15 protein-coding genes are annotated in these 16555 nt (G+C 56.3%); 4 read left to right on the top strand and 11 right to left on the bottom strand.

The window, feature by feature from the left end:
* Positions 1 to 63: 63 nt before the first annotated feature.
* From ACIQ5B_RS02030 to dapA, 7 genes are all read right to left on the bottom strand, one after another.
* Complete coding sequence (locus ACIQ5B_RS02030; protein ID WP_397597559.1) at positions 64 to 690, bottom strand: glutathione S-transferase family protein; 627 nt, start codon at positions 688 to 690, stop codon at positions 64 to 66.
* A gap of 2 nt (positions 691 to 692) precedes the next feature.
* Complete coding sequence (gene speB, locus ACIQ5B_RS02035) at positions 693 to 1511, bottom strand: agmatinase (RefSeq protein ID WP_397597560.1); 819 nt, start codon at positions 1509 to 1511, stop codon at positions 693 to 695.
* Positions 1512 to 1677: 166 nt separating this feature from the next.
* On the bottom strand, positions 1678 to 2757 hold the full coding sequence (recA, locus tag ACIQ5B_RS02040) for a recombinase RecA (RefSeq protein WP_397597561.1): 1080 nt from the start codon (positions 2755 to 2757) through the stop codon (positions 1678 to 1680).
* 126 nt (positions 2758 to 2883) lie between these two features.
* Entirely contained in the window at positions 2884 to 5292 is a 2409-nt protein-coding gene (locus tag ACIQ5B_RS02045) for a response regulator (protein ID WP_397597562.1), read from the bottom strand.
* Between the two features lie 194 nt (positions 5293 to 5486).
* A complete protein-coding gene (locus ACIQ5B_RS02050) occupies positions 5487 to 6053 on the bottom strand; it encodes a DUF2062 domain-containing protein (RefSeq protein WP_397597563.1) in 567 nt (188 codons plus the stop codon).
* Positions 6050 to 6532: an SsrA-binding protein SmpB gene (gene smpB / locus ACIQ5B_RS02055; RefSeq protein ID WP_125230014.1), complete on the bottom strand. Its 483-nt coding sequence runs from the start codon at positions 6530 to 6532 to the stop codon at positions 6050 to 6052. The genes ACIQ5B_RS02050 and smpB overlap by 4 nt, the downstream gene beginning before the upstream one ends.
* Entirely contained in the window at positions 6532 to 7407 is an 876-nt protein-coding gene (gene dapA, locus ACIQ5B_RS02060) for a 4-hydroxy-tetrahydrodipicolinate synthase (protein WP_397597564.1), read from the bottom strand. The genes smpB and dapA overlap by 1 nt, the downstream gene beginning before the upstream one ends.
* Before the next feature lie 87 nt (positions 7408 to 7494).
* On the opposite strand from dapA, the gene ACIQ5B_RS02065 reads away from it, so the two are divergent.
* Positions 7495 to 9525 (top strand): lytic transglycosylase domain-containing protein, encoded by a 2031-nt coding sequence (locus tag ACIQ5B_RS02065; RefSeq protein WP_397597565.1) that lies wholly within the window; start codon positions 7495 to 7497, stop codon positions 9523 to 9525.
* 12 nt (positions 9526 to 9537) lie between these two features.
* Positions 9538 to 10023 carry a GreA/GreB family elongation factor gene (locus ACIQ5B_RS02070; RefSeq protein WP_397597566.1) on the top strand — a complete coding sequence of 162 codons (486 nt, stop codon included), beginning with the start codon at positions 9538 to 9540 and terminating at the stop codon, positions 10021 to 10023.
* Here ACIQ5B_RS02070 and ACIQ5B_RS02075 read toward each other — a convergent pair.
* Positions 10005 to 10790: a polyphosphate kinase 2 family protein gene (locus ACIQ5B_RS02075; protein WP_397597567.1), complete on the bottom strand. Its 786-nt coding sequence runs from the start codon at positions 10788 to 10790 to the stop codon at positions 10005 to 10007. The genes ACIQ5B_RS02070 and ACIQ5B_RS02075 overlap by 19 nt on opposite strands.
* A gap of 90 nt (positions 10791 to 10880) precedes the next feature.
* Complete coding sequence (gene aspS / locus ACIQ5B_RS02080) at positions 10881 to 12671, bottom strand: aspartate--tRNA ligase (RefSeq protein ID WP_397597568.1); 1791 nt, start codon at positions 12669 to 12671, stop codon at positions 10881 to 10883.
* A gap of 94 nt (positions 12672 to 12765) precedes the next feature.
* Here aspS and rnd point away from each other — a divergent pair, with 94 nt between their 5' ends.
* A complete protein-coding gene (rnd, locus tag ACIQ5B_RS02085; protein WP_397597569.1) occupies positions 12766 to 13950 on the top strand; it encodes a ribonuclease D in 1185 nt (394 codons plus the stop codon).
* A 30-nt stretch (positions 13951 to 13980) separates the two neighbouring features.
* Here the strand turns inward: rnd and ACIQ5B_RS02090 are convergent, their stop codons facing one another.
* Both ACIQ5B_RS02090 and ACIQ5B_RS02095 read right to left on the bottom strand, forming a co-directional pair.
* Positions 13981 to 14565 (bottom strand): ATPase, encoded by a 585-nt coding sequence (locus ACIQ5B_RS02090; RefSeq protein ID WP_397597570.1) that lies wholly within the window; start codon positions 14563 to 14565, stop codon positions 13981 to 13983.
* Between the two features lie 18 nt (positions 14566 to 14583).
* Entirely contained in the window at positions 14584 to 15642 is a 1059-nt protein-coding gene (locus ACIQ5B_RS02095; RefSeq protein WP_397597571.1) for a heavy-metal-associated domain-containing protein, read from the bottom strand.
* A gap of 61 nt (positions 15643 to 15703) precedes the next feature.
* Between ACIQ5B_RS02095 and purM the strand changes: the two genes are divergently transcribed.
* Positions 15704 to 16555 (top strand): phosphoribosylformylglycinamidine cyclo-ligase (gene purM / locus ACIQ5B_RS02100; RefSeq protein ID WP_397597572.1); only part of this gene is annotated, 852 nt, incomplete at its 3' end.

The following is a 16555-nucleotide window of genomic DNA, read 5'->3' on the forward strand; positions in this document are numbered from 1 at the left end:
AACGAAAGCGACTTAGGGAACGACTCGCCGCCCTGCAAGCCGGATATGCACTTTGCCGCTCTATCAGGCATAAGCGTAAGGTCCGCCCTTTTCGAGCGCGCGCTGAAATGCGGGCCGCGCGTGGATTGTTTCTACAAATTTGGTGAGATTCGGGCGGTTGGCGGCACGGCCCATTTTGACGGCGGCCTCCGCTGGAAAGCTCAACATGATGTCGGCGCCGCTCATCGTATCACCCACAAACCATCCGCTGGCGTTCAATCCATCCTCCATGAACTGGAAATGGCTTTCCAATTGTTCGTTAATGCGCGGGTGCAGCGGCGCGGCGGCATCGCCCAGACGGGCTGTGTACAGGTTGAGCAGAATCGGTGTCATCGCCGAACCTTCGGCAAAATGCAGCCACTCAAGGTAAAGGATATGTTGGTCTGTCCCGCGTGGCGGCACCAGATGCGCGCCATTATGACGTTCACACAAATATTCAACGATGGCCCCTGATTCAAAAACGATATTGCCGGCGTCTTCTATCATCGGTGACTTACCCAAAGGATGTTTTTTCAAAAGCGCCTCAGGCGCAAGATTGGTCACGGCATCGCGTTGGTGGTGCACAATTTCGTAAGGCACGTTCAATTCTTCGAGGAGCCACAAAATCCGTTGCGACCGCGAATTGTTCAAATGGTGCACTGTGATGGTCATGGTTATTCTCCTGAATGACTTTGATAGATACGCGCGGCGATTTCCCGAACCAGCTTGGCCGCGACGATTGCCGTAACATCGTTCACGTCGCGCCGGGGATTAAGTTCCACGACATCCGCGCCAACGATTGCGGCATTTTGCTTGGCAAGTATCGACAGGACTTCGCGCACCGTCAGGCCGCCCGGCTCCGGATGCGCCACACCCGGCGCCTCTGACGGGTCAAGGCCATCGAGATCAAAGCTGATGTAGAGCGGCCCTTCAAGAACGGGAACATGCGCCGGCGAGAAGTTCAGCATCGGGAGTATTTCAACGCCATAACGCTCGGCCTGTTCGCGGCAGTGGCGGTTCAGCGTCCGGATACCAACTTGAACAATGCGCTTTGCGTGACCGGCTTCCAATATGCGGGCAAATGGCGATGCATGGCTGCGCGGATTGCCTTCAAAATCGGCATACATGTCGGGGTGCGCATCGAAATGCAGAATATTGAGCGGACCATGACGCGCGGCCAGAGCCGCCACCACCGGATATGTTACCGAATGATCGCCACCCAGCAGCAGAGGAACAGCACCTGCGTCCATCGCGTCAGCCACCGCCTTGGTAATGAGCGCATCATCAGCCGCAGTATCCTCATCCAAAAGCGGTACATCTCCGCGATCGATCAGCGCAATGTCGGTTCCTATTTCAAGGCCGCTTTCGGTCGATAGGTTACCCCGATCGCTAAAAAGCGCATGGCGAATTGCGTCCGGTGCCGCCGCGGCGCCACGTTCGAACGAACTGTTTTGATCTGTGGGCAAGCCAATCAGGTGAATCTGGAATGTCATTGATGCAGTTGTGCCTTAGCCACCCTGCCTGTCAAGAAGTCAGCGGCCAGCGCGCGCGACACTTCATATGTCTGCACGCGGCAAAACAAAGTGACCCGCCCCGGGGTGGACCAGGACGGGTCGAAAGCAGCGGCCTCAGGCAAGGCCGCGCTTGTTCGCATATTTCTTAAACGTCGTCGTCCGCGTCAGGCCCTGTCATCAGGACTTCAGCGACTTCTTCGGTCTTGCCCCGAATGGCGGCTTCCAACCGTGCTGCGACTTCAGGATTTTCCGTAAGATAGATTTTTGAATTCTCACGACCCTGCCCAATACGGATCGAGTCATAGCTGAACCAGCTGCCGGACTTTTCGACAATTCCCGCCTTCACGCCCAGATCCAAAAGCTCCCCGGTCTTGGAAATACCTTCGCCATACATGATGTCGAATTCGACCTGCTTAAAAGGTGGAGCTACCTTGTTTTTCACAACCTTCACGCGGGTTGTGTTGCCCACAATATCTTCGCCAGACTTAATCTGACCCGTGCGGCGAATATCCAAACGGACCGACGCATAAAATTTCAACGCATTACCGCCCGTGGTCGTTTCGGGCGAACCGTACATCACACCGATTTTCATACGGATCTGGTTGATGAAAATTACCATGCAGTTCGACCGGCTGATCGAACCTGTAATTTTGCGAAGCGCCTGGCTCATCAAACGGGCTTGCAAGCCGACATGGCTGTCGCCCATTTCGCCTTCGATTTCGGCGCGTGGCACAAGTGCAGCAACCGAGTCGATAACCAAAATGTCGACTGCGTTAGAACGCACCAGCGTATCTGCAATCTCAAGTGCTTGCTCACCTGTGTCGGGCTGCGACACGATGAGGTTATCAATATCGACACCCAATTTCTTGGCATAGCCCGGATCCAGCGCATGCTCTGCGTCGATAAATGCGGCCGTACCGCCTGCCTTCTGCGCCTCTGCAATTGCATGCAGGGTCAGCGTCGTTTTACCCGAGCTTTCTGGACCGTAAATTTCAATCACGCGTCCCTTGGGCAGGCCGCCAATGCCGAGCGCAATGTCCAGACCAAGCGAGCCTGTGGACACTGCATCAATAGCAATAGCCTCACGGCTACCCAGCTTCATCGCCGAGCCTTTACCAAAGGCGCGATCAATCTGCGCGAGCGCCGCTTCTAACGCCTTTTCACGTTCCGAATTTTTCATACCGTTTGCCTGATTCCCATCGACCATTTTAAGACTTGCTGCCATTTTTCCACTCCTTTAGCGTCATGCCTGTTCCAGAACATTATCCGGAATAGCCATTATGTACACCTTCTGTTCCAAAAGAACAAGAGCGGAACAAAATTATTTATATATTGATTTTCAATATCTTAACTAATTAGTCTTTGCGAGCGCGTCATGGACCGCTTCCGCAATTTGCTGAACTGAAAATGGCTTAGCAAGGAACGACACATTGTCGAGGCTGATCGTCTCGCGCAACTGCTCCTCTGCGTAACCGGACATGAACAACAGGCGGATGTCGCCATATGTGTCACGTAAATTGCGGGCCATTGTCGGGCCATCCATATTGGGCATGACCACGTCCGAGACGACGAGGTCATATCGCTTGCCTTCCGCAAAAAGCTCGAGCGCTTGCTCGCCATCGCTTGCGGTTTCCACGACATATCCCTGCCGCACCAACGCGCGCTCTGCGACTGCGCGCACCATGTCTTCGTCTTCAACAATCAAGACTCGTCCGCTGCCCCACAAATCCTTGGGCTTGTACAATTCCTTTTTGCCCGTCCCAGCAACAGTTGCTTCCCCTCGATGAACGGGCAAGAATATGTCGAAGCGTGTCCCTTGGCCGACGGTTGAATCGGCAAAGATGAACCCGCCCGATTGCTTAACAATGCCGTAGACAGTGGAGAGACCAAGCCCGGTCCCATGGCCAAGTTCCTTGGTCGTGAAGAACGGTTCGAATATCTTCGACAGATTTTCCTTGGAAATGCCGACACCGCTGTCCTCGACGGATAATTTAACATAGTCGCCAATGGGCAAAAACTCGCTACCCATCGCAGCAACTTCCTGCTGCCCCACCGCCAATGTGCTGATGTGCACCACGCCGCCCTTGGGCATAGCGTCGCGCGCATTCACGCCCAGATTGATGATCACCTTTTCAAGCTGCCCCGGGTCAGCGCGCACAGCGCCGACATTACGCCCGTGATGCACCTCAAGCCGGACAGTCTCGCCAAGCAATCGCTTCAGCAGACTGGATACGTCGGCAACAACATTCGCCAGTTGTAATATCTGCGGACGCAATGTCTGCTGACGCGAGAATGCGAGTAACTGCCGGGTCAGGCTGGCCGCGCGATTTGAATTGTTCTTGATCTGCTGAATATCATCATAATCCCCATCGCCGGGCTGATGCCGCAGCAGCATGAGGTCGCAATATCCGATAATCGCGGTCAGGATGTTGTTGAAATCATGCGCAACACCGCCCGCCAGCTGCCCGATCGATTCCATCTTTGTCTGCTGGGCGAGCTGTCGCTTCAGGGTTATTTCTTCGCTATTGTCCTTAAGTCCAAGCAGAACCGCAGCGCCACCAAGCCCGCGCACGCCAGCGATGGAGAGCGCAATGACTTCATCGGGTCGCTCTTTTAAGCGAATGGCGATGTCGCCCGACGTCATGGGCCCGCTGCCATAACGGCGAATGCTATCCAAGACCACGCCCTTGTCTTCAGAAATGACCAGATCGCCAGGATAAGGGGGCAATTTGGTTGGTTCTACATCCAGCACGCGTGCAAATGCGTCATTGGCAAACAGGAACCGGCCATCGCGATCAACAAGCGCCAGCCCCAAAGGCAGTGTGGAGAGCAATTGCTCAACATGTGCCAGCGCGAGGCCGCGGTCGACCTTTGCACCATCCTCGTCCACCGCGAGCAGCAAGGCGGAGCCTTCCACATCATGCGCGTTCAACGGCACGTGCAAAAGCCGGATAGGCAGCCCGCGACGTCCTTCGCGTTCAAAAAAGACGCTGCCCTTGTCATCCATCCTTACAAAATCTGCGAATGAACGGCCAGTGAGGGGAACTTGATCCGTGCCCGTTGCACGCAAAGCAAAAGCAGCATTTGCGGCACGAACGCAGCCGTCGGGACCAACGGCGACAGCCATCACGCCGCTGCCGGACATGGCATGCCCGATACGTCCGGTAATCAGCGCAATCGCACGGCTTTCAATGGCAATCCGTTCAATCGGCGCCAGTCTCCACAATAGATATTCATCAGAAGCGCCCGCGCGTGCCACCTTCACGCTATAGACGCGTTGGTCCTTCGTGATGTTATCGATCTGGGCACTGCCATCGCGCCATGCTGCACGACTTGCCGCGACCATCAAAGATTGGCTCGCTTCATCTAGCTCCAGATCCGGCGGCGCTTTCAGTCCGGGAAACGCTTTCGTAAAATGGTCATTTGCGCATACCAGCCGACCAGCGCGGTCACTTATGGCGATTGCAGCGTCGTTCAACTGCGTGGCAGCGTGCGCGATGGACCAATCCGGCGGCGAGACATCGACGGCAGCCTCTACCGAACCAGCATGACGGAAAACGTGAATGAGCGCGCCGGCCGCAATGATGATGGCGGCGCACGAACCGACAAGAATGATGTTGCCCGTCGAAAACCACAATATCGCCAGCGACAATAAGGTTGCGATAGCCAACACCGCCAGCTGGCGCATATCCAGCTTGGCGGATTGATCGATATCCCCGCCAAAGATCTGGAATTGGGTCGGCGGGGATATTTTGTTCAAAGCGGTTCCTTACCAGATGCGAACGCGGTCCTCATAGTTGAGGTACAATTTTCCGTCTGCTTTTGGCTGGAACGCATCGTGCCATTTGTCAAGATTGTGCCCCCTCTTTAGCGTGCTCTTGCGTGGCATCAGATTGGCTTTGCGCAAATGCTCGTGCGGAGAATAGAGGCTGGCGGGCCAAAGGCTACCAAAGTTTATCCCCGAGACGCAATGGACTTCGACCGGCGTCGCCATTTGGCGCTTATTCGCCAGCGCCAGAACCAAGCCGAGAGCACATAACCGATGACAGCCGCCGCGATGGCTATGATCGCAAGCCCCGCAATTCCTTGCACCAACGCCAAAGGCGCTTCGTTCAAGACATAATTACCCCACGCGGAAAGCGGCGCCGATGTCTCGATAAGTTGATAAAAGTGGTCCGAGCCATTGTTCAACCGAAGCACCGATTCACCGACATACACCGACCCAAGCAAAATGAATGGCGTTGTGGCCGGCATACTCAGGAACGTCATCGCCGCACCGATGGGGATATTTGCCCGAAATGGCAGCGCAAGCAGCGCGACACCAGCGATCTGGACACCGGGTATCAAAAGGAAAATACCGACCAACAGGCCAAGGGCTACGCCCCGTGGGACGGAGCGCCGTGTAAACCGCCAGAGGGCCGGATGAAAAACGCGCTGCGCAAACGGCCGCAGAAAGCGGCTGCGTTCAAAGCTGTCGCGCGTGGGTGCTTGCCTGTGCAACCAGGTATCAAACTTACTCATCCACGGTCGCGCATAATGCGTCCCTGCTCACGCTTCCAATCCCGTTCTTTCTCGGTAGCACGTTTATCGGGTGCCTTTTTGCCCTTTGCCAATGCCAATTCCACTTTCGCCCTGCCGCGTCCATTGAAATAAATCGACAGAGGCACAAGCGTCATGCCCTGCCGCATCACCGCGCCATGCAGTTTGTTGATTTCACGCTCGTTCAACAGCAACTTTCTGGGCCGCTTCGGTTCGTGGTTAAACCGGTTTCCATGGCTGAATTCAGGAATGTTCGCGTTAATCAACCAAATCTGGTCATCGCGAACTTCAGCATAGCTCTCGGCGATGGACCCTTCACCAAAGCGCAAAGATTTCACTTCGGTTCCGGTCAGGACAATACCGGCCTCATATTTGTCATCGATGTGAAAATCATAACGGGCGCGCCGGTTTTCGGCGACCGTTTTGACTTTGTTAAATGCTTCGGGCTTTGGACGCGTCATTAGATAAGCCCTGCATTCTCCAAGGCGGCATCAACCTGACGACGGCTCGCCTCGCTTGGCGGGGTCATTGGTAAGCGCAATTCGGTTGGGAAACCGTCGATGACGCGCGACAATGCATATTTAATTGGCCCCGGCGATGCGTCAGAAAACAACGCCAAATGAAGTGGATAGAGCTTATCATTCAGTTGGCGTGCCAAGTTGTAATCCCCCGATGCACATGCCGCCTGAAATTCTGCGCATAATTTCGGCGCAACATTGGCGGTAACCGAAATGCACCCGCGCCCGCCTGCGGCATTAAACGCAAGCGACTGTTCATCGACGCCCGAAAGCAAGCAGAAATCAGGTCCGCAGGCCAAGCGATGGTCCGTTACGCGCGGCATATCACCGCTTGCGTCCTTGATACCGATCACCGTCGGCAACTGCGCAAGGCGCGCAACCGTCTCCGGCTTGATGTCCGTCACCGTTCGCGCAGGCACATTGTACAGCACGATAGGCAGATCGTTCTTCTTGGTCATCGCCTCGAAATGCGCATAAATGCCCTCTTGGTTGGGGCGATTATAGTACGGCGCGACAACCAGTCCGGCAGCGGCGCCGCTTTTCTTTGAAAAGTTAAGGTGGAGAATGGCGTTATTGGTGTCATTCGACCCACAGCCGGCAATCACGGGTACGCGCCCAGCGGCTTGCTCGATACACACTTCGATCACGCGATGATGCTCGGCATTCGACAGCGTTGACGCCTCACCGGTTGTCCCGGCGGGCACCAGCGCGCTTGATCCTTGGTCGATTTGCCAATCGATCAACGCACGAAAATGCTTTTCGCTAAACGATCCGTCGCAAAAAGGAGTCACTAGAGCCGGTATCGATCCCGAAAACATAGCATTACACTTTCAATCTGGGCCATATAAGCCGCTAAAGGCTATATAGTCGTTCGTTCAGCACCTGATAAGGATGGGGCACATAATATGTCCAGCATGGTAAAGCATCTCATTTCGGCATCTATGCTGATAATTCCGTTTTCGACCGCTGTGGCGGCCCAACAAAGCGATGGCATAACGTGGCAGCGCGGTACGGGGGTAGCCCCTGCTGCTGCGCCCACTGCGCAAATGCCTCAGGCCCCGGCGGCGCAGTATGATGCAAGCGAGGGCCAAGTCCCTGCCGCGTTGCAGCGTTGGAAAATGCTCAGCGCGTCAGGCAATTTAAGCTTTGGCGAATATGCGTCATTTTTGATGCGCTATCCCGATTGGCCAAATAGCGATGATATGCGCAAGAACGCCGAACAGGCAATCAATCCCCTGTCATCATCGCCCAGTCAGGTTGTCGCCTTCTTTGACCGCTTGCCGCCCCTCACCAACGCGGGACGCGCAAGGTTCGCAATTGCACTCGACGCGTCGGGCGATAAATCACGCGCGGAAGCAAAAGCGCGCGCGGCATGGCGCGGTGGCGCCCTAAACGATGATGACGAAGCACGTATGTTCCGCATCGCTGGCAACCGTTTTACGTCCGCTGACCATGACGCCCGCGTTGACCGGTTGCTATGGTCGGGCTCAACCCGCGGCGCAGAACGCTGGATAGCCTACACATCCCCGCAACGTCGCCCCGCCTTTGTTGCGGCGCTCGCCACCCGAATAAAAGCCGCTGATGCCGATCAAAAGGTTCAGGACGCCGGAGCTCTGGCCAATAGTGAAGCGACCTTAATCGCCGCCAGAGCAGACTTTATGCGGTCCTCCGGCAACAGCATCGGTGCGCGCGAATTGCTGGCGAACCGCGCCAATCTTGCTGCGCCGGTACCTGTTCTGAAGGACTGGTATCAATTGCTGCTGACGCATGCGCAGGCAGCCGCGAAGGACGGCCAATATGACGTCGCGTACCGCATAGCGTCACGCGTTGACGACGCAACGCCGCGCGGCCTTGTCATGATCGATCAAGATATCGCCATACGCGATCGCTATACCAGCCTGACATGGCTTGCTGGCATGACGGCGATGGAAAGGCTTGGCCGCCCTGGTGATGCCGTTGCGATGTTCGAACGTTATGCGTCCGCTGCGAAATCGGCGCAAACCCGATCAAAGGGTTTACACTTTGCTGGCAAAGCCGCAGCAAAGGCCGGAGATCAAGCGGCGGCCACCCGCTATCATGAACAAGCCGCGGCTTATTATGAGAGCTTTTTTGGCCAGTTGTCGCTTGAACAGCTCCGGCGCCCCCTGCCCCCAGTACCGCGCATCACCCCCGCCGCACCCGTTTTGGCGGAGGGAGTTGTTCCGGCAGTCTATTTGGCCGCAGCCCTCGCACCCAAATATGGTAGTTGGAAGGACCAAAGCAATTTCTTCAGGGCTATTGCCCGAAATGCAAAGGATACGGATGACTTTGCCATAGCCATTGGCCTTTCCCAAAAATTGGGCCGTCCCGATCTGGCGGTGATGGCGGGTCGCAGCGCCCGATCGGCAGGCATTTCTGAGCTTTTGGGGAACAGCTATCCAACGGTCAACATTCCCGCCGCGCATCACAAAACATGGACGCTTGCCCATGCGATCATGCGGCAGGAAAGCCAGTTTGACCGGGCAGCCGTCAGCCACGCAGGTGCACGTGGCCTGATGCAGCTGATGCCAGGCACCGCGCGCGAAACATCGGGCAAAATCGCGATGGCATATCGCCCCGAAGCGCTGACCGTCGATACAGATTACAACATCGCGCTGGGCGCGACATATATCGAGCGGATGCTCGACTATTATGACGGAAGCTATCCTCTGGCCATCGCGGCGTATAATGGTGGCCCCGGCAATGTGAACAAATGGCTGAAGGCTTACGGTGATCCGCGAACGGGCAGCATCGACATAATGGAATGGATCGAAAAAATCCCGCTGAGCGAGACCCGCGATTATGTGTACCGCGTGCTGGAAAATGCGGTGATGTATGATCATCTCCACCCCGAACGCGCGCGCGTGCGGTCGGCAACGCCGCTCAGCACATATCTGGGCAAATCAAGCCCGGGGTGACATAGAGGCGCTATGGAGCGCACAAACCCCATTACCCCGGCCGGATTCGCAGCATTGCGCGCGCGGTATGAACAATTGTTCGCTGTCGAACGGCCGGCGGTTGTCGAAATTGTCCATTGGGCGGCGGGCAATGGCGACCGAAGCGAGAATGGCGATTATATTTACGGCCGGCAGAAGCTGCGGGCGATCGACCGTGAACTCGGCCAGCTTTCCAAGAAAATGAAAGTTGCAAAGGTCCTCGACCCGTCAAAGCAGGAAGACCGCGACCGTGTATTTTTCGGCGCGACGGTTACGTTGGCCGATATCGACGACGTGGAGCGCGTCATTACGTTGGTCGGCGATGACGAGGCCGATGCAAGCCATGGCCGCATCGGATGGAACGCACCGCTGGCCCGCGCCCTGCGCGGTGCGCGCGTGGGCGATGTCAAAACGGTAACGTTGCCAACGGGCCCCAAAGAATGGGAAGTCGTCGGGATCGCCTATCCAATAGCGGAATAGCCGAATGTCTTTTCGGCCAGTGCGGCAATCTCTGGTTGGGCATCAGGGAAATCTTGCGGAACACTTGCCTCAAGCGACTCCACAACATAATTTAGTGCAGCGATCCGTGCCGCTTTCTGGTTATTGCCGTCGATGACGGTCCATGGGGCCCAGCGCGTATGGGTGCGCTTAAACATGTCTGCCAGCGCATCCATATACTCGCTACGCCGTTCGCGATTTCGAAAGTCCTCTGCGGTCACTTTCCAGCGCTTGGCGGGATCTCCGAGGCGCTCCATCAGCACCTTATCCTGCGTTTCCTGTGTTACATGGAAGAACAGCTTAATGATTTTCGTACCGATTTCGCCCTGTCGCGACTCAAACTCATTAATCTCGTCATATCCGCGCCGCCATTCTGCCTCGCTGCAGAATTTTTCGACGCGTTCGACCAGCACGCGGCCATAATGGCTTCGGTCCCAGATGCTGATTTCCTGACTTCCGGGCAGCTTGTTCCAAAAGCGCCAAAGGAAATGCTTGTCCTTTTCCTCTGCAGTGGGCGCTGAAACCGGATAGACGCGATAATAACGCGGATCGAGCCTCGCGGTCATGCGCTTGATCGCGCCGCCCTTGCCAGCCGCGTCCCACCCTTCAATCACGATTAACGTGCGCGCACCATGCAATATGTGCAGCGACTGCAGCCGCGAAAGACGGTCTTGCAGCGCTTTCAGGTCCTCTTCGTAGGCACCTTCATATTTTTTACCGGACTCATAGTTTGAAAGATCAATCGCCATCGGGCGATTGCAGCACCTATTCGGCCGTTAGACAAGACAGAGCAAAACGCTGTCCCCAAAAGGGACAGCGTTATGGCGTCGGCCTATGCTTTACGATTGCGCTTTGGGCGGCTGTTCCACAACGCGAATGTTCAACTCGCGTAGCTGCTTATGCTCGGCCGGTGACGGTGCACCCATCAGCAAATCTTCCGCACGCTGGTTCATCGGGAACAAGGTAATTTCACGCAAGTTCTGCACACCGCACAACAACATGACCATCCGGTCGACGCCAGCTGCCATACCGCCATGTGGTGGGGCACCATATTGGAATGCACGGTACATGCCGCCAAAACGATCCTCAACATCAGCCTGCGTCAGGCCAGTCAGTTCAAACGCCTTCACCATCAGATCAGGATGCTGGTTCCGGATGGAGCCAGAGGCGAGCTCATAACCGTTACAGACCATATCATATTGATAGGCTTTGATGGTGAGCGGATCCTGCGTCTGCAGAGCCTCAAGGCCGCCTTGGGGCATCGAAAACGGGTTGTGCGCAAAATCGATCTTCTTGTCTTCCTCGCTCCATTCGTAAAACGGGAAGTCGATGATCCAGCAAAAGCGGAATGCGTCTTTTTCGATGAGATCAAGCTGCTCACCCGTGCGTGTGCGCGCGGCACCCGCCAGCTTGGCAGCTTGCTCTTCCTTGCCCGCAGCAAAGAAGCAACCATCGTCGGGGCCAAGGCCAATGGCGTCGTACAGCGCCTGCATGCCTTCGTCGCCATGGTTTTTGGCAATGGGGCCGCCAAATTCGCCAGCCTTGCGGGTAACATAACCCAAGCCAGCATGGCCTTCGCTGCGTGCCCATTCATTCATATCGTCAAAGAATTTGCGGCTCTTTTCCGCCGTCTTTGGCGCGGGGATAGCGCGGACAACGCCGCCGCCTTCGACGATGCGTTCAAACAGGCCAAAGCCTGATTTGGTGAAATGGCTGGTCACGTCATGAATGATCAGCGGGTTGCGCAAATCGGGCTTGTCCGTGCCGTAATCCAGCATTGCCTTAGCATGCGGAATACGCGGGAATTGGCCAGCTGGCGTGACGGTTTTGCCATCAGCAAATTTTTCAAAGACACCAGCCATTACTGGCTCCATCGTGTCCCAAACTTCTTCCTGCGTGACGAAGCTCATTTCCAGATCGAGCTGATAAAATTCGCCCGGCAAACGGTCAGCACGCGGGTCTTCATCGCGGAAGCATGGTGCAATTTGGAAATAGCGGTCAAAGCCAGCGACCATCAGCAATTGCTTATACTGCTGCGGTGCCTGTGGCAGCGCGAAGAATTTGCCCGGGTGAATGCGGCTCGGCACGAGGAAATCGCGCGCGCCTTCGGGGCTGGATGCCGTCAGGATGGGCGTTGAATATTCGGTAAAGCCGATATCTTCCATGCGACGGCGCGTTTCGCGAATGATCTGCGTGCGCTTGACGATATTGGCGTGCAGCGTTTCACGGCGCAAATCGAGGAACCGGTATTTCAGGCGGGTTTCTTCTGGATATTCTTGTTCACCAGCAACGGGCAAAGGCAGTTCTTCAGACTTGCTGAGCACAACGACATTGCGCGCGAAAACTTCGATCTGACCGGTGGGCAGATTGGCGTTCACGGTGGCGGCACTGCGGGCCTTTACATCGCCATCAATGGTGACAACGCTTTCAAGGCGCAATGCTTCGAGGATTGGCAATGCGGGGCTGTCGCTATCGGCGACAATCTGCGTCATGCCGTAGTGATCGCGCAAATCGACGAACAAAACGCCGCCATGGTCGCGCTTACGATGGACCCAGCCAGATAGGCGTACGGTTTCCCCCACGTGGGAATCGCGAAGTTCGGCGCATTTGTGCGTGCGATAAGCGTGCATTGTTCACTCAATTCAAAAAATCTGTGGAAAGGCCGCCTAACAACCGTGCAGGGGCACTTTGTCAAGTCGGGAATGGGTGCTACGGCGATGCGCAATGCAGATTCATCCACTCATCTCCGACAGCAAACGTCTCGCAGAATTGTGCGCACGCCTTGCAAAATCCCCATTTGTTGCGGTTGATACCGAATTTATGCGGGAAAATACCTATTATCCGGATCTGTGCCTCGTGCAACTAGCGGACACGCATGAGGCGGCGGCGATTGACCCAAAGGCCGAGGGGCTGGACCTCACGCCAATGCTCGATCTGCTCTGCGCAAATGACGACGTCCTGAAAGTCTTTCATGCCGGTGGGCAGGACATTGAAATATTCTTCAACCTGACGGGCAAAACGCCCTACCCCATGTTCGACACCCAAATCGCGGCCATGGCACTCGGTCAGGGTGAACAAATCGGCTATTCGAATCTGGTCGATCTATGGATGGGCATTCAACTCGACAAAGGCGCGCGATTTACAGATTGGTCGCGCCGTCCGCTCGACAAACGGCAAATCGATTATGCGATTGCCGACGTAACGCATTTATCGGCGATATTTCCGATGATGCTCGAAAAGCTGAAGGTCACGGGCCGTGGCGCTTGGCTGAATGATGAAATGGAGCGCATTTCAGACGCGGCCAACTATCGCAATGATCCCGAAAATGCGTGGTCCCGGATAAAGGTGCAATCGCGTAAGCCCGACGTTCTGGGCCGGCTTCAGGCCATGGCGGCATGGCGCGAAAAGGAAGCGCAGCGTAAGAACATCCCGCGCGGGCGCATCATGAAAGACGAAACGCTGGCCGACATTGCGGCGCATCCGCCCAAGACGCAGGCGGATTTGCCCAAGGTGCGTGGACTATCCCCTGCTTGGCGCGACAATGACATTGGCGCGCGGTTGATCGCCGTTATCGAAGCAAGCCAGCCCATGGCACGCGACGACATGCCTGACCGCGGCAGATCGTCGCCCGGCGGCGGCAAAGACGGATCACTGGTCGCGGACCTGTTAAAGCTGTTGCTTAAAATCCGTTCGCGCGAAATCAATGTCGCGCCGCGCCTCATCGTCCGGACCGAAGAACTGGAACGGTTGGCTGCGGGTGAGCGTGAAGACCTAGAAGTCCTAACGGGATGGCGGTTTGAACAGTTCGGCCGCGATGCGCTTGATCTGGTCGAAGGCAGGCTGGCGTTCGCAGTGGTGAACGGGAAACTGAAAATGACCCACACCCAAGAAGAAGAGATGGTCCGCTAATAGGGCGATCTACAACACCGTAGGTTGGAATTAGCTTTCGAGTATCTTCTTTACCAAGCTGAGATTGACCGGGGCATTTTCCGCCAGCGCCAGTGCGTTTGCGGACCGTGCAAATTTTTCGATTGCACCATAGCTCCGTTCAATCCGGCGCTTTACATAGCTTAAAGCGTCCATGCTGATTGCAGCGCCGCGATCCGCGAGCTGCTTTTGAATCAATTGCTCAATCATTTCATCGTCGGGCGGCCCAATGTCGAGCAACAATGCAGAGCCCAGACGCGATTGCAGGTCGGGCAGCGTAATGTTCCACTCCGCGGGCTGCCAACGCGAGATAAGCAACAATGGGACGCCGCTTTCCTGCGACCGGTTCCATGCGTTAAACAAGGTTTCTGCCGGACTAGCCTCTGCATCGTCAATGACTGTGCCGTTCTGCCCCGAAAAATAGCGCGCCATGAGCGATTTTCCCGAGCGCGCAGGCCCCGTCAGAATGGCACAGCGCTTTGCCCAGCCCGCCGCGCTCGAAAGCCCGGCAAAAGCGGTCGCATTGGATTGCGTAATGATCAGGCTGGACGATGCGCCGCTGCGCAGTTCGTCCAATGGCAAAGCAATTTGGCGCATAATGTCAGATGCTGGCGCTCATGGCCGTGGTGACGGCGGCGTGGGCGCACCAGAATTGCGCGCAGGTTCTGCTTCTTGCAACACCGACCTTACCACATCATCCAAAGACTGGCGTGCAGGCTCTGCCCCATCGACAACCGACAGGTCTTCCACTTCGCCTTCCAATTCCTCTTCCTCGACCACTTCGGGTTCAAGGACGAGCGAGGCATCTGCCCGCAATCGGCCAGAGGCGAGCGCGGATTGGAACAGTTGGTCCATCTTAATGACCGCCTGATCCATCATGCCCGGAATGCCAGCACTGTTGGCAACACGCAGGGTGAACGAACCAAGATATTTGTTATCCGGTCCGTATCGCGCAGAAAACCGGCCAATAATTGGGCCACCGGGCCATTGGCGTTCGATACGTGCTATCGGGATGATCACGTCAGCAGCACCGAACTGGTCGAGGATTGTGCGCCACCAAATGCGGCTGCGACGGTCTTTCTGACCCGCGTTCAGCAGCAATGATTCGCCGCCTGCCCCGCTTGGACGCACATAATCTATCGTGCTGTCAGCGGTGCGATATTTGGCCCAGCTGCGCTGCCATGATGTGCGCTGTTCAAATACCGTCGGCGCGCCAGCCGAATAGGTGACGGGTAACAACAGCAACGGCGCAGAACGACGCGTCACACCGCTAACGCCCAGTAATTGGCCGGCACGCGCGCGGTCAAACAATACGCCCAACTTTGCCACATAACGGCGTGGGCCAATCTGCTCTTGCTCCACCACGATTGCGGCGACGATGCCGTCCAAAGTCGAATCGGATAGGCCAGCGCCAACCGTTCCATGGGTTTTGCGCCACAATGCCGACCATGCAATCCGCTGCGCCTGTTCCCAACCCTTTTGCCGGGCATCAAACGCGTTGTTGCCGACGACATTCACAGAGACGCCGGTCACTTCAAAATCACCAGCGCTTGCGATTGGCGCAATGCCGCGCTTTGGCCCTTCGATTTGCGCGGCAACGATTCCGCCACCGATCAGCGCCAAAGGCAAGCCAATCGCTGCAATCTGAAACCATTTTCCGCGAGAATTTGTCATTAACGCACCTTTAGGCGACATAGACGTGGAATTCCAACCCTGTTCTCGCTAACGGCGACAAATGGACGCAAAAGAACAGAAGCCCGAATCTTACACTTACGCCAAGGCGGGTGTTTCCATTGAAACCGGTAACGCGCTCGTGCGCGCGATTGCGCCGCTGGCGAAATCGACCCGCCGTGCTGGCGCGGATGCCGATCTTGGCGGATTTGGCGGGTTTTTTGACCTTAAGGCCGCTGGCTTTAATGATCCACTTCTGGTCGCCGCAAATGATGGTGTCGGAACGAAGCTGAAACTGGCCATCGAATCCGGTCGCCATGAAGGCGTCGGCATTGACCTTGTCGCGATGTGCGCAAATGACTTGATCGTGCAAGGCGCAGAGCCGCTTTTCTTTCTTGATTATTATGCCACCGGCAAGCTCGACAACGCAGTGGCCACGTCCGTCGTCGCCAGCATCGCCGAGGGCTGCAAGCAAGCCGGCTGCGCGCTGATTGGCGGCGAGACGGCGGAAATGCCGGGCATGTATTCCGAAGGCGACTATGACCTTGCCGGTTTCTGCGTCGGCGCGGTGGAGCGCGACCAGGTACTGACGGCAGATAAGGTCGCGGCGGGCGACGTCATTTTGGGCCTTGCATCATCCGGTGTGCATTCCAACGGTTTCTCGCTAGTTCGGCGCCTTGCCGCAGACAAGGGCTGGAAACTCGACCGTCCGGCCATTTTCGACCAGAATGTCATTCTTATCGACGCGCTCATGGCGCCGACCCGCATCTACGTGAAATCGCTGCTGCCGATGGTCCGCACCGGCAAGATCCACGCGATGGCGCATATCACCGGCGGTGGCTTGCTAGAGAATATCCCGCGTATCCTGCCGGACGGTTTGCACGCACATGTCGATGCCAACGCATGGCAACAACCG

The organism is Sphingorhabdus sp., from assembly GCF_044374345.1.
In the GTDB taxonomy this organism is placed as follows: Bacteria; Pseudomonadota; Alphaproteobacteria; order Sphingomonadales; family Sphingomonadaceae; genus Sphingorhabdus_B.

Bases quoted from the DNA above. Each gene is read 5' to 3' on its own strand.
- ACIQ5B_RS02030 (WP_397597559.1), bottom strand. From the start codon at position 690: ATGACCATCACAGTGCACCATTTGAACAATTCGCGGTCGCAACGGATT.
- speB (WP_397597560.1), bottom strand. From the start codon at position 1,511: ATGACATTCCAGATTCACCTGATTGGCTTGCCCACAGATCAAAACAGT.
- recA (WP_397597561.1), bottom strand. From the start codon at position 2,757: ATGGCAGCAAGTCTTAAAATGGTCGATGGGAATCAGGCAAACGGTATG.
- ACIQ5B_RS02050 (WP_397597563.1), bottom strand. From the start codon at position 6,053: ATGAGTAAGTTTGATACCTGGTTGCACAGGCAAGCACCCACGCGCGAC.
- smpB (WP_125230014.1), bottom strand. From the start codon at position 6,532: ATGACGCGTCCAAAGCCCGAAGCATTTAACAAAGTCAAAACGGTCGCC.
- dapA (WP_397597564.1), bottom strand. From the start codon at position 7,407: ATGTTTTCGGGATCGATACCGGCTCTAGTGACTCCTTTTTGCGACGGA.
- ACIQ5B_RS02065 (WP_397597565.1), top strand. From the start codon at position 7,495: ATGTCCAGCATGGTAAAGCATCTCATTTCGGCATCTATGCTGATAATT.
- ACIQ5B_RS02070 (WP_397597566.1), top strand. From the start codon at position 9,538: ATGGAGCGCACAAACCCCATTACCCCGGCCGGATTCGCAGCATTGCGC.
- ACIQ5B_RS02075 (WP_397597567.1), bottom strand. From the start codon at position 10,790: ATGGCGATTGATCTTTCAAACTATGAGTCCGGTAAAAAATATGAAGGT.
- aspS (WP_397597568.1), bottom strand. From the start codon at position 12,671: ATGCACGCTTATCGCACGCACAAATGCGCCGAACTTCGCGATTCCCAC.
- rnd (WP_397597569.1), top strand. From the start codon at position 12,766: ATGCAGATTCATCCACTCATCTCCGACAGCAAACGTCTCGCAGAATTG.
- ACIQ5B_RS02090 (WP_397597570.1), bottom strand. From the start codon at position 14,565: ATGCGCCAAATTGCTTTGCCATTGGACGAACTGCGCAGCGGCGCATCG.
- ACIQ5B_RS02095 (WP_397597571.1), bottom strand. From the start codon at position 15,642: ATGACAAATTCTCGCGGAAAATGGTTTCAGATTGCAGCGATTGGCTTG.